Genomic DNA, 12,991 nt, shown 5'->3' on the forward strand with positions numbered 1-12,991 from the left:
ATTATCATTATTCATTAACAGTTATCAATTATGAGTACGACACCCATCATCACCAAAGACGAGTTGTTGAAACATTGGCAAGGGCACCGCGCATTGACCCGCCGCGTTATTGAAGCTTTTCCGGAAAAGGAGCTTTTTACATTTTCAGTTGCCGGCATGCGCCCTTTCGGCGCGCTGGCCAAAGAGCTATTGTCTATCGCCGTTCCCGGCTTACAAGGTATCGTTAACCGTGCCGGCGAAGGCTACACGGAGACCGGACTGGAGGGGATTACCACTAAGGAGGCGCTGCTGAAGAAATGGGACGAAGATACGCCGCAGATTGATGAGCTGTACAACCAGATTCCCGAGGCGGATTTCCACGAAACGTTCAATCTCTTCGGGCAGTTCAACTTTCCCATTATCCACAACATTTTGTATTTCATCGATAATGAAATACATCACCGCGGGCAAGGGTACGTTTACCTGCGCTCATTGGGCATCCAGCCACCGTTTTTTTGGGAGCGCTGATGGTTTCCTTAGCCGCGGTAGGCGTCGGTTAATTTTTCAATATCAAACTTCTTCATCTGCAAAAAGGCCCGGGCTACCCGGGCTACTTTTTGCGGGTCGGGGTCTTGCATCATCTCTTCGAGTATAGTGGGTGATATTTGCCAGGACAGGCCGAACCGGTCTTTCAGCCAGCCACATTGTTCCGCTTCGGGCACGGCCGATAGCTTTTCCCAAATGTAGTCAATCTCTTCCTGCGTGTCGCAATTGACCAAAAGCGAAATCGCCTCGTTGAATGCGTAACCATGTTCCCGTGCACTATCCATCGCCACAAACCATTGGCCCTGGAGCTTGAAGTCGGAGAACATCACCGTTCCTTCCTGATCGGGCTCCATCCCGGAAGGATAGCGGGCTATTATTCCGCGCGCCGTGTCTTTGAAAACCGATAAGTAAAAAGCGGTCGCTTCTTCCGCTTTGCCGCAAACGTCGCCTACAAACAGCAGGGTAGGAATGATTGGCGGGCGCTCTTCGCCTTCTGGGTCGGTCAGTATCAGTTGCCATGAAAGTCCATACCTATCCTGTACCCAACCGTAGCGCTGGCTGAAAGGATATTCGTCGAGTGGCATCAACACCGTTCCGCCGTCAGCAAGTTTCGCCCACACCTCGTTTATGCGATTTTCGGCTTCTTCATCGCGGGATGGGTCGAAATTGACCATGAATGATACGGAAGGGTTGAATTTGAATAGCGGGCCGGCACTTATGGCCATAAACGAATAGCCCCAAAGCCGAAAAGACACCACATCGGCATCGCCTGAGGGTGTATTGTTAAGGGTGACGGTGCTCGTAATCCGCGATTCGGGGAAGATTGAGGTATAAAACCCGGCTGCCTCTTTAGCTTCCCGGTCAAACCATAAATGGGGGATGATTTTTTGCATGATAAGTTCTTCTAATTGGCGTATTATGGGATTTTGTTTATTTACCGACTGTCTACGAAATAGCTGATGAGTTCATTTGCAAGAACAGCTGCATCAACCCGATGGTTCTGACCCGGCAATTTTCGGAATTTCGAATTTGGAATAGCCTTAGCAAGTTGGCTTGCCGCCGCCTGCATAGCTGACCCACTTTCGGCTCCACAGATTAGCTTGGTTGGAATAGCGATACGCGCTGCCCGTTGAACGGGTACTGCACCGTCTTCGCCTAATATTTCCATTTCATAGACAAGGGTCGGCGCCAAGGTCTCGAACATGGGCCAGAGAGGGAGCGCATGCATTTCTGCAATTTGTTCTGGCGGAACTCCTAAAAGTTGCATGAAAATACTCACCGCCTCCGTGCGGTTATTACGTGCGATGGCATTTTTAAGTTTTGGTTTAATATCGGCTATCGCCTGCCGGACTGCGGAACTGTCGTTATATGGAGGCTCATACATCGCCAGCTTTTTGACCTTATCGCCCAATTTTATGGCAGCTTCCATCGCAAGTGCCGCGCCGGAGGATATGCCAGACAAAAAAACGGAACCTCCCGCTATGGCAATAAGTGCTTCAATATCTTCGATTTCCCGGTCAACGGCATAAGGTGCCGTGTCATTGCTGTTGCCTCTTCCCCTACGGTCGTAATGGAAAACGGTGAAATGCTGCGATAGGATAGGTGTCGCTGCGAGTTGTGCAGTCTCAGAATCAAACGCACGGTGTTCAAATGTGCCACCTACCAGTATCAGACCGGGTCCCTGACCGACAGCTTCATAGGCAATACGCGTTCCATCCCTTGATATTACATTTTTCATCCAGTATTTCCTTTTCTCGCCCGAAAGGCGTGCAATAAATAACGGTAGCTTTTATTAAAAAAACCATTACCGTGGTTAAGTACAAATCTAAGCAAAGTCCGGTGCAAGGGAAGGGGCATAAGTGCCAATTTTTGGGTGTGTTTGCGACAAGCAAAATACCACCTTAATCCCGGAAGTTAGATGCAACTATTTCAATCAGCTCTTTCACCCTTTTGCGCAGGCTATCGGGTTCGAGTATTTGTACGCCATCGCCGTACATGAGGAGCCAACGCGGGAAACCCTCGTGGAAATCCCGTGTTTCGAATACCATTTCGGTGTGCGATCCGCAGTCGTGCTCGGATACAAACCCCCAATAGCGGCGGTCCCATTTCATGTGCGCGGCGTGGCGGTTTTCCACGCGGATGCGGATTGTCATTTTAGGGATGTCGCTGTGCATACGTGCCCGTTCGGCCATGAAGTCGCCCAATGGCGGGTGGTCGCGTCGAAACGGTTTATCCAGGATCTTGAGCTCCATGATACGGTCGGCCCGGAATTGGCGGTAATCTTGGCGGATATGGCAGTAGGCATATACGTACCAGAAGTTCATTTCGTGGAACAAGCCTATCGGCTCGATGGTGCGTTGCTTCGGCTTGTCATCATTCACCCCCTTATATGATAAAAATACCTGCCGCCGTTGGGCGATGCTTTCGATCAAATGGCTCAGGGCATGGGGCACTTCGTTGTTGAAGACATCATAGCCCGGCTTAGCTACCACAATCTTCGATTCGAGGGCCGAGAGCGAGTCTTTTTCGGTCACGCGCAATACCGCTTTGATTTTGTAGAGTGCCGCTTCATAGTGTTCCTGCAGGCGGCGGTCCATGAACTTACCCATCAGTTTCTGGGCGCCCACAAAGCTCATCGCTTCTTCTTGTGTGAAGAGTACCGGTGGCAGGCGGTAGCCTTCCACGATGCTGTAACCGGCGCCGGCCTCGCCGAATATCGGTACCCCCGCCTGCTCAAGGCTCCGTATATCGCGGTATATGGTGCGAAGGCTAACGCCGAACCGTTCGGCGAGTTCCTGTGCTTTTACCACGCGCTTGGATTGCAGCTGGATGTAAATGCTTACGATCCTGTCGAATCGCTTGGTCGTATCAACAGCCATTCGTTTCTACTATTGTTTCTGTTCAACCTGTACCCGTGTCCCTTCGCTGTGACTACTGAATTCGGGTGCATACATGCACTGGATGGTACTGATGCCGTTGGAGAAATCGCCCGCTTGCGCTACGAACACCGGGTATCCGAACACGTAGGTGCCCTTGCGCAGGTAATCGAAGAAGAAGTTGGTCGCCACGTCGCGGGTACTTTCGTAATAGCCCAGCCCGCCTTGGTAGCGGTAACCGCTCAATACGTTGATGGGCTCGAAACAGGCCGCCCGCATGTCTTTGAGGTGCACATATTCCATGTCGCGGTCTACACGCAGCTCAATCCGCACGGTTACCTTATCGCCCACCCGCAGCGGATTGTCGGCATTGATTTCGGCCAACACCGGCCCACGGTCGGTATTCCGCTGGATGTAAAGCTGCTTGCGTAGGCTCAGCGGTGTTTCGGCATTGGTAATCTTGTCCAGGTCTTCGAAATACTGCCAATACACAGCGCCCCAGGCCACGCCCTCATTCTCGGCTTTAGCCACTTTCACGGCGATGTTGCCCATGTCGGCGGTTAGCGCATCGCCATCAAAGCGTTTTTTGAAGTAGCCGGTACCCGCTTCGGCTTCCATTTCGGTGGAGTGGATGGTTTCATTGCCCAGGGTGATGGTTACTTCCGGTTCGTTTACTAGCCAGTCGCTTCCTTGCAACAACAGGGCATAGATGGCATCGGCTGTTGCTTTCGTGGTACTCCAGTGCTGGGTTTGTTTTTGCTTGATGAGCCATACCTTCAGGTCGTCCACCGCTTGCTGGTCGGCGGCCACCTCGGCGAAGGTTTCGATCAGCAGGGCCTGCGCTTCGATGGGGGCTTCATACCACCAGTAGCTGTGCGGCATGGTTTTCCAGTACATGCCCATCTCGTCGTTATGGATGGCTGTTTCGCGTAAGGAAGCCATGATAGCTGTGGCCTTTTCCGTGTTGTCGGCCCGATGTAGTGCCAGCGCCAGCTGCCCCTTCAGGTAGGGATTGAATGCATTCCAATAGGTGGCGGCCTGCCCCAGGAAATAATCGTAAGCTGGACGGTTGTCCGGGTGTATCTGTAAATCCGGCACGAGGCTCCGCATATAGAGGTACTGCACGTGGGTATTACTGAGGTGCTGTTTGCTGAGGTCGGCCTTATTTTTTACGAGCCGGTCGTGGTCGTCCTTCGTTTCGCGGTCTACGTAATCCACCGCTTGCGCGAGGATTTGGTTTGCCGTTTCGGAGTGGGCTGCCTCCACACCGAGCTGTTGCAGGCGGGCAATGCCCGTAGCAATATACTGCGTAATGTAGCGGTTGCTAGACATGCCGCGGAACCAGGGGAAACTGCCGTTGCTGAGCTGCATCTCCGCCAGCTTGGCCAGATTTTGCTGTAAACCCTGCGCGAGTTTATGGCTTTCAAACAGCTGGGCAATACGGTGCTTTTGCTCCCGTTCGTTCTTGGCTTCCATGACCCACGGCGTTTCTTCGAGTAGGGCTGATTTGAGTTCCTGGTTTTTCTCCAGGTTGGAAAGGAGGGCGGTGGTATCGCTGGTTCTCCATTGTTCAAAGATAGCTTTCACCCGCGGTGCTTGGTCTATGATGTGGGCGGCGAGTGCGTTTGCATAAACCCGACCGAAAATCTGCTCTGCACATTCGTAGGGGTACTCCATCAGGTAGGGAAGTGCCTGCACGGCATACCATGCCGGGTTGCCGGTAAACTCCACGGTAAGAGCGTGGTTTATGCGGCTATCGCTTGTGGTATTCGCCAGTTTCTCCAGCGTAAAGGTCTTGCTCTCATTGCCGCGTACGGGCAGCGGCAAGGTTTCCGTAACCAGCATGCGGTTGGTAATCACCGGTAGGGTGGTTTCCTCACCATCGGTAAAGTTACCCGCTTTGGCAGATATCCGTACCACCACGGCGTCGAAGAGGCTGTCTGGAACGGCGAATGTCCAGGCTACATCGGTACTCTGCTGTTCGGCTACTGCGAAATCTTGGTCGCTCAGGCCGTTGTTCGCCATTGAAAGTGGTTGCAGCGTCGTGGCATCTAAAAGTTCGATGTGGGCCGTGCCGCGCAGGGCTTCTGCGCTGATGTTGCTCACTTTTGCACTGAAACGGATATGGTCGCCCTGCCGCAGGAAGCGGGGAACGTTGGGCATCACCATGAGGTCCTTCTGTGTTTTTATCTTGCCTTCAAGATAGCCCGTTTTCCAGTCGGGCGTATGGGCGAACGCCATCAGCTTCCACTCGGTGAGCGCTTCGGGCATGGTGAATTTGAAGGTTACATTTCCATCGGCATCCGTTTGCAGTTGCGGGAAGAAAAAGGCCGTTTCCTGCAGGTTGGTCCGTATGGGGATGGCCGTTGTTGCCGTCTTTCCATCAGCTGTTGAGCCGGCTGATGCTTGCCTTTCTTGTTTTCCATACCCTGCCACAACAACATCGTTGAGCCCATCTGCATCTTGGCGTTCGTTGGGTGCAGCCACGCTTTGGAAAACAGCCTCTTCCTGTACGATTACCCCCGGGACGGCACCCGCAAAATCGCGCATCATGACTCGTTTGTTTGATACGGTTTGGTACATCAGGTAGTTAGCCAGTTCGTCATACCACTTTTCGTGGCCTTCGGGCTGTTTTCCATTGATGTTGTTTAGCCATACGTTGCCCATGACTGTGGTGAATGTTGGGCTGGTGTTCCAGTACAACCGAAGCCAGCGCATGGGTGTTAGCCGATCCCAATGCCACCTGTGAGGTGCCAGCACATCCAGCGAAGCATCATACAACCCCGCCAGTAGTTCCGCCGCCACAGCTTCTTTTCTGTTCCCTTTGATGGTCAGCCGCCATTCTTCGATAGCCCCCGGCTGTAGTTTGTCGCGATGGGTAGCCCATTCCAATTGGAGGTCGCGATTAGACCAAGGGATATCCACTTGTTGGGAGCCTTGGTACACTCGATTGTTGTGGACGTACAGCCAGCCGAAGCCCAGGCCGCCGCGGTCATCCTCAGTGATTGGTCGGTTTATCTGCCGGTGTTCGGAGAAAGTGGTGAATTCAGGTCCGATATCGGTGTTCGTTTCTAGCACGTAGGTACTGTCGAAGCCGGTTTTTACAGTAAGGGCCAATGTGTCGCCCGGCGTTAGTGCGGATTTGTCGGCCAATACCAGCAGGGGTTGTTGCGGTTTGGCATCCGTTGCCGGTGTGGCGGCGTAGGTGTATGTTTTTTCGGTGACTTCGTTGCCCTGGGGGTCGGCCGTGGTAAGTGTGATTACGTGCCATCCCGTCGATTTCCAGACCGAGGCAGGTAGCTCCACTTCCTGCTGCTTACCGGTGTGGAGGGTGGTCGACCAGCTCGTGGCGCCAGCAGGCCAATTCATGTGATTGGACTCATCGGCATATTCATCATCCGGAAAGAGCTGCCTGAACTCCTGTTCGCTCATGGCATACCGATCGGGTTTCTCCCACATCCGTTCCCGGTATAGTTTACCCGGGAAGGTGAGCGGTGCGACGGATATGGTCACATCAGCCGGCGTGGGCACGCCATTGAGGTTCCGGGTGGTCACGACCAACTGGTTTTTCTGGCTGGCATCCAACTGCTGGGGCAAGGAAGCGTTGAGTTGCAGGGAACGGTATCCGGCCTGCACGTGTTGGCTGCCGCTTTGCGTTTCGCCATTGATGTCGGTCACGTCTGCGTACACCATATATGTGAACACCGGCAACGTCTGTGGGTCGACCTGCTCGTCAGGGAGGGTGGAGAAGGTCACATCGAACGATCCGTCGTCTCGTATCCGCGCAGTGCCGTTGGCGATTTCCATTTGTGGCGAGTGCGGTTGTCCCCAGCGGAAGAATGCCCAGAAATAGGGGAACCGGGCATGGCGCACCACACGGTATTTCACCTCGGCACCATCGATATTGTTACCGGCATAAGCCGTGGCGCGGCCCTTTACGGTTACTTCCATGTTGAGGGCGATGTTGGCTGTCACAGTATCGAACACCACCTCGAATTTCGGCCGTTTATATTCTTCCACTGCGAAGTACGCGTTGCCATTCCCTGCGTTGATACGCATCTGGCCGGTGAGTCCGGTCGTTGGCGCTATAAATTTACCAGAGAACGAACCATAAGCGTTGGTGGTGAGTTTCATGGAGGTCACTTCCTGGCCGTTGGCATCGAAGAAGGTCACGTCTTCGTTGTACTTGGCCCGCACACGGTTCGTCTTTCCATCGGCTGCGCTTTCGACGACGATTCCCTTGAAATACACCGTCTGTCCCGGCCGGTAGATAGCCCTGTCGGTAAACAAAAAAGTATGTGTTTTAGCCGCTGTGTCATTGCCGTTTACCGTAAGGTAGTAGCCGAAGTGCGCATCGGTAAGTAGCGTATCATCGTATGCTGAGATAACGATACGGTCGATGCTTTTCGGTCGGTTTTCCACACGGATATTCGCTTTGCCATCCTCATCCGTGGTTGTTTTGCCCACCATTTCATACCGGTAGGCTTTGAGGGTGTTATCCCACCGCTCGTCGAAGAAGGTCACTTTTGCCCCCCGTATGGGCATACCCGATTTTCGGTGCAATGCAAATAGCATTGGTTGGTTGTCTAGATTATTGGTGATTAGGCTTAGTGATGATACCTGGATTGGTGCTATTGCGATGATGGTGCTATCCGCCGAGAAATCGGCTGTTGCCGATGCGACGAGCAGGTAGTGGCCGGCAGGTAGCGGGTCTATCTTGATTTCTGTGCGGTGTTCGTACATGTCGTCGCTGCCTGGCAATGCCGCTTCCCACGCCGATAGGGGTGTGCTGGTCAGGAGTCTCTTTTTTGCTGCACCGTTCGGCTCCCGCTGCGGATTGGTGAGCGAATTTGGCCAGCGGTAGATCCGTAGGTAGGCGTTTGCCAGATTCCGGTATGTCAATAGCACTTTGCTGTTTTCGCCGGGCAACAGCACGGCTTCAGTCTTCACGTTCAGCGATTTACCCAATAAGGTATAGCGCAGCTGCTGCGCATTTCGGGCGCCTTCGGATTCCGGGAATCGGTCGATGAGTGCGTCGAGCTCCCGGAGTAGGTGCTGGCGGTCCACCGAGTCTTTGCCCTGCGATTGGTTATAGTCGAATTGCAGCAGCGTCGCGGTAGCCTGGGCTGTGGCGGGGCTGTTGGGATAACGTGCTGCGAGTACTTGCAACGCGGCGCGGTAGAGGCTGTCCTTGTCGGGATGAACCGAATATTGGTGTACAAACTCCAAGCGCTGCAAATCCGCATCAATGAGTGCGTCGGGCTGGTCATCATCCAAGTGGAAAGCTAATAGCTGCTGGTAGGTATGCAACGCTCGGAAATGCAATGCCTCCGGCGTGGCTGGTTTTACCTGTACTTCGGCCATTCGTTCGGCCGGCTCAAACCACAATGTGCCACCGATTTGGAATTGGTATGCAGGCTTGATCACATCTTTTTCGTCGTTTTGGAAAAACTCGATAGCCCTGAATGAGAGGAAGTCGTATAAGGTGGGCCGGAGGTGCCGGGTGTTTTTTCCTTCGATGAGCAAAGGAGCGTAGCGTTCCACAGGGATCGTTTTGAGTAATTCTGCATCGAGGATAGACGCTTGGTACAGGTCGCTGGCTTTGGAGATCAGTGCGGCAGCGTCCCAGGTGGCAATATCGACTGGAGGTTCGCCGACGATAGGAGTACGGCTCAGGATGTTCCAGCGGTTCCGTTGGTAGTAATTCCAGTAGAGTTCGGCGGTGATGCTCTGCCAGATGGCTTTTTCGGCACCGTCGCGCTGCCGGATAATCGAATCAATCCGCGCGATATTAGCGGTGGTGGCGTTTTCGCCAATGGTTTCGTCTACGCCCATCAGAAAAAGTTGCGCCTTTATGGCATTGGGATTATCAGCCTGTTGTTGGGCATTGGCCAGCACTTGGAGTGCAATTTTGGCCGCAGATTGGGGGAGTCCTTTATCCATCAAGGAATCGATTTGCTGCCATTGGTGGTGGAAGCTATCGTTGGGGTGGTTTTGTTGTGCCATGGAAGTCGTAATGGAAAAGACCAATAACAGGGAAAAAATAGTTCGAATCATGGTGTCTTAAAATTAATGTCACTCGATGTGCGTACGCAAACTTAATTAAAACCGTGCAGACCACATGGTCTTGGACGCATTTTGCTGGAGGGATGCTACACCGTGTGGAATTCCATAATTTAATAGGGAGTGAAAATCATTTTTGTTTGTTGAAGTGACCGTTTACCTGTAAAGCCGGCGATAACTTACCCGGAATAACCCTATAAGTTCATTTCAAAAATTTACAATCATGACGTTACATCTACTTTTAAATCAGTTTCTTGAAGAGTTGAAACTCATTAGACGTATCCTGGAAAACCACTTTGTGATTTCCCAATCCGGTGGCGAACCCATTAAAGAACATGTAGAAATCGAATGGGTGGTCGACTTCCTGGGCATCAGCCTCAGTACCTTCTACCGGCACGTAAAGGGGCGTTTGCTCCATCCTGTTTTTAAAGCCGGCAAGCGCGAATTGTATGCACGGCAAGAGGTAATCGATTTGTTCCGGCGTGGCCGCGATGGTTTCACGCCTTACCGCAAGCTGGACTAACTACACCACATCCTACTTCACGGCCGGCCGTCTTGTTCCAAACGAGACGGCTTTTTTTGTCTGCTGTTGTCTACCACAGGCGGGTCCGGTCGCTTCATGTCAAAAATTGCCAGCCGTATGGCGCGATGTTACGTTTGCTGCCATGACAACACTGGTATTATCACCCGGCACGGGGGGAAGCGCCCTCGCCCGGGATCGGAGCCAACCGAATGGAACATCGTTATTGCTGGCCACGCTACTGCTGGCTACCCTGCTTTTAGTTTACGCGGTACCGTGGTTGCGCTGGTTTGACCCCACCGCCGCCGTGGTAGACATCGGGGCAGTAAGCCTCGTCTGGCTGGCCGTAGTGGCATTGATCCTCTTCCTTACCGTTTCGCGCTGGTTGCTCGGCATGCTGTGGCCGGTATTGCGCGACTACCGGAATCATCATTTCTCTCCCAATTTCAAATCCTTATTACCATGGCAAAAAATCACATTTTACCTCGTTATCTACTTTGGGTTGCTGTATGCGTTTGTGTGCTGCTTGGTGGCGGTTTTTTAGGAGGCTATTTACCTTTTGCCGTTCGCAATTTGCCTGAAGTGGGTAACCAAGCAGTATACGGCAAACAGCGCATCGATCGTGGAAGCGCCCGCCTATATCGCAAGGTAGACCAACATCTCAAAGCAAACAGCACATCGCAAAACGCACAAAGCAAACAGCTAAAAGAAATCTACCGCGCCGAGATCGGTGTTAAAGAAGCCACGGGCAACAACGATGGCAGCCGGGTGGGGGAATACCTCCGCTACTGCGGGCTGGGTGAGGGCTACGCCTGGTGTGCAGCTTTCGTAAGCTGGTGCCACTGGCAGGCTGGCTACCCCGAGCCGCGGAATGCGTGGGCGGCGACTTTGTTGCCAACGGCGCGGCGGGTTAACGATCCAAGGCCCGGCGACGTTTTCGGTATCTACTATACCAACCTCAAGCGTATTGCCCATGTGGGCTTCGTAGATGAGTGGGACGATCAGTATTGCATTACCGTTGAAGGGAACACCGGCCCACCCACTGACCACGCCATTACCGATGATTACGCAGCAAACCCGATCCGAGCCGGGCCGGCCCGCGACGGTGTTTACCGCAAGCGGCGGCCGATTAGGACGATCCATGCCGTTGCACGATGGACGAAATAATCCGATGATAAATTCTAAATTCTAAAGACTACATACTAAGTACGATAAAAATGAGAACACCAAAATTAATGACCAACTATACCCATTTGAGCGATGCGGATCTCGCTTCCTTTGCGATGCGCACAGCGGATGCGCTGCGCACAAACGCCAACTTTCCGGACCTCAACCCGGCGTTTGCCGACTATGAACCGGTGGCGCTCGACTACGTGGCCAAGCAGGCCATCACCGCCAAAGGCCGCGCTAGCAGCCAGCAGAAGGAGGAGAAGGACGAAGCTCGCGAGGCACTGTTGAAGCAGTTGCGGGCAATTGCCAGTTACATCAACAACTTCACTACAGTGAGCTCCATACAGTTGAGCTCGGGTTTCTATCCCGTTGCAGACCCAAAAGGATCGCAGGTACCACCAGCATCGTCGTGGGCGCGCATACGCCCCTCGAACCGGCCCGCGGAAATCCTGCTCGAATATGAGGCCATCCGTGAGGCCTACCAATACGAGCGACAGATCGCGACCGAATTGGACGAGAGCGGCGAGCCGGTATGGCAGCCGCTGCCCCCCGTTTCTGACTCGCGGGGTAACTTCTATTCGCCCGCCCAAGACGGCGTGACCTACTATTTCCGTGTGCGCTCCATGAACAAACGCGGGGTGAGCGCGTGGAGCCCCGTCGCCTCACGCAAAGTGTGGGTGGACTAGTTTAGCCGGCAATGATGAAAAGGATCGTAATCATCCTGTGGGCAGGCTCCGTAGTGTTCGGGGCCTGTTCCATTTTACGTCGGTCGGAACAGCAGCGCACGGCGTCGGCCACCCTTTCGGCAGCGGAAACACGGTCGGCATTCCGGCGGGATTCGTTGGTAGCCAGTGCCGGGCGGGTGGTGCGGATAGACCGCCGCGGAGTAGTAACCTTACCGCATATGGGTGAGGTTCACTGGTACCGCGAACGCATACATGTCGACGAGAAGGAGCACGCTACGCGAAGCAGTTCGGTGCATGAGACCGACACAAGCCGGCATCAGGTAAAATCGGAACGTTACGAAAGCAGCCATGCGGAGCGTCAGGTGGCACCGCGGTCCTTTGGGTGGTGGTTGCTTTTAGCCGGTGGCATCATCGCCGTTGTTGTTTTTCGGCTATTTCGGTTTTGGCCATTTAAGTAGTCCGTGTTTTATGGAAAGGAGTTGCCGGTACGCTGAGCGCAATTAGCGTCGCGGTAAATGCAACCAGCACCGCAGCGGGATGAAATAGGCCAGCCGCGGTGCTTTATTTTTAAACAGATATACGGACTACTTATCGGGGCGCGGGAGCAGCCGTCTCGATAGAATGAACCGGGGTCGCCGTGTAACGAGCTGGTTATTAACCTTACGACGGTATAAACGCAGGGAACGTAATCGGTTTTACCGCATAAGTAACCACTTACACAGCATAAACGGCTACTTGTTCGGTAAAAAGGTTTACAGTGCGGTTTAGGTCGTTGGGTTTTGCTGTGGACCGAATCCGTTGGAATTTGCAAATAATATATTCCGCCGTAGTGATAAACCGTTAGCCGAGGGGAGCCGTCACGTACGCATCGGCGACGTTTATTCGTTCCGTGCTTTTAATTCACTTGGTGTACGGAGCAGCTATATGCTCAATCGTTATCATTACGTTCACGGTACGTGTATTCCTACAAGCGATATATCCTGCCCGCGCCACGGAATAAGTTGCAATAAACGCGGGCATTCCGTTTCTCGAAACGGTGAACTTGACCGGTTTTGCCCTCGTTGTAGATACCCTCAATATAGATGAAAGCACTTCCCGCATATAAGTAGGGTCTGCTGATAAATTATAACATTTTGATTATTAAATAAATG

General features: G+C 53.1%; 10 protein-coding genes. 6 read left to right on the forward strand and 4 right to left on the reverse strand.

The window, feature by feature from the left end; genetic code table 11:
- The first annotated feature begins 30 nt into the window (after positions 1-30).
- Positions 31-507, forward strand: coding sequence for a DinB family protein (locus NGM62_RS18045; protein WP_262249688.1), 477 nt, complete (start codon positions 31-33; stop codon positions 505-507).
- A gap of 8 nt (positions 508-515) precedes the next feature.
- Here NGM62_RS18045 and NGM62_RS18050 read toward each other — a convergent pair whose 3' ends face one another.
- From NGM62_RS18050 to NGM62_RS18065, 4 genes are all read right to left on the reverse strand, one after another.
- Positions 516-1,418 carry a VOC family protein gene (locus NGM62_RS18050; RefSeq protein WP_262249689.1) on the reverse strand — a complete coding sequence of 301 codons (903 nt, stop codon included), beginning with the start codon at positions 1,416-1,418 and terminating at the stop codon, positions 516-518.
- A gap of 41 nt (positions 1,419-1,459) precedes the next feature.
- Positions 1,460-2,263, reverse strand: coding sequence for an alpha/beta fold hydrolase (locus NGM62_RS18055; RefSeq protein ID WP_262249690.1), 804 nt, complete (start codon positions 2,261-2,263; stop codon positions 1,460-1,462).
- A 163-nt stretch (positions 2,264-2,426) separates the two neighbouring features.
- On the reverse strand, positions 2,427-3,404 hold the full coding sequence (locus NGM62_RS18060) for a helix-turn-helix transcriptional regulator (RefSeq protein ID WP_262249691.1): 978 nt from the start codon (positions 3,402-3,404) through the stop codon (positions 2,427-2,429).
- 9 nt (positions 3,405-3,413) lie between these two features.
- Positions 3,414-9,458 (reverse strand): alpha-2-macroglobulin family protein, encoded by a 6,045-nt coding sequence (locus NGM62_RS18065; RefSeq protein ID WP_262249692.1) that lies wholly within the window; start codon positions 9,456-9,458, stop codon positions 3,414-3,416.
- Between the two features lie 229 nt (positions 9,459-9,687).
- On the opposite strand from NGM62_RS18065, the gene NGM62_RS18070 reads away from it, so the two are divergent.
- The 5 genes from NGM62_RS18070 to NGM62_RS18090 all read left to right on the forward strand — a co-directional run bounded on the left by NGM62_RS18070 (position 9,688) and on the right by NGM62_RS18090 (position 12,298).
- Positions 9,688-9,987 (forward strand): helix-turn-helix domain-containing protein, encoded by a 300-nt coding sequence (locus NGM62_RS18070; protein ID WP_262249693.1) that lies wholly within the window; start codon positions 9,688-9,690, stop codon positions 9,985-9,987.
- 142 nt (positions 9,988-10,129) lie between these two features.
- Complete coding sequence (locus NGM62_RS18075; protein WP_262249694.1) at positions 10,130-10,528, forward strand: hypothetical protein; 399 nt, start codon at positions 10,130-10,132, stop codon at positions 10,526-10,528.
- A gap of 38 nt (positions 10,529-10,566) precedes the next feature.
- Positions 10,567-11,151 carry a CHAP domain-containing protein gene (locus tag NGM62_RS18080; protein ID WP_262249695.1) on the forward strand — a complete coding sequence of 195 codons (585 nt, stop codon included), beginning with the start codon at positions 10,567-10,569 and terminating at the stop codon, positions 11,149-11,151.
- Between the two features lie 50 nt (positions 11,152-11,201).
- Positions 11,202-11,840 (forward strand): hypothetical protein, encoded by a 639-nt coding sequence (locus NGM62_RS18085; protein WP_262249696.1) that lies wholly within the window; start codon positions 11,202-11,204, stop codon positions 11,838-11,840.
- Between the two features lie 11 nt (positions 11,841-11,851).
- The gene (locus tag NGM62_RS18090; protein WP_262249697.1) at positions 11,852-12,298 is read left to right on the forward strand and encodes a hypothetical protein; all 447 of its coding nucleotides are present in this window, start codon (positions 11,852-11,854) and stop codon (positions 12,296-12,298) included.
- The last annotated feature ends 693 nt before the right edge of the window (positions 12,299-12,991 follow it).

The organism is Parapedobacter soli (assembly GCF_025460835.1).
In the GTDB taxonomy this organism is placed as follows: Bacteria; Bacteroidota; Bacteroidia; order Sphingobacteriales; family Sphingobacteriaceae; genus Parapedobacter; species Parapedobacter soli.

Bases quoted from the DNA above. Each gene is read 5' to 3' on its own strand.
- NGM62_RS18045 (WP_262249688.1), top strand. From the start codon at position 31: ATGAGTACGACACCCATCATCACCAAAGACGAGTTGTTGAAACATTGG.
- NGM62_RS18050 (WP_262249689.1), bottom strand. From the start codon at position 1,418: ATGCAAAAAATCATCCCCCATTTATGGTTTGACCGGGAAGCTAAAGAG.
- NGM62_RS18055 (WP_262249690.1), bottom strand. From the start codon at position 2,263: ATGAAAAATGTAATATCAAGGGATGGAACGCGTATTGCCTATGAAGCT.
- NGM62_RS18060 (WP_262249691.1), bottom strand. From the start codon at position 3,404: ATGGCTGTTGATACGACCAAGCGATTCGACAGGATCGTAAGCATTTAC.
- NGM62_RS18065 (WP_262249692.1), bottom strand. From the start codon at position 9,458: ATGATTCGAACTATTTTTTCCCTGTTATTGGTCTTTTCCATTACGACT.
- NGM62_RS18070 (WP_262249693.1), top strand. From the start codon at position 9,688: ATGACGTTACATCTACTTTTAAATCAGTTTCTTGAAGAGTTGAAACTC.
- NGM62_RS18075 (WP_262249694.1), top strand. From the start codon at position 10,130: ATGACAACACTGGTATTATCACCCGGCACGGGGGGAAGCGCCCTCGCC.
- NGM62_RS18085 (WP_262249696.1), top strand. From the start codon at position 11,202: ATGAGAACACCAAAATTAATGACCAACTATACCCATTTGAGCGATGCG.
- NGM62_RS18090 (WP_262249697.1), top strand. From the start codon at position 11,852: ATGATGAAAAGGATCGTAATCATCCTGTGGGCAGGCTCCGTAGTGTTC.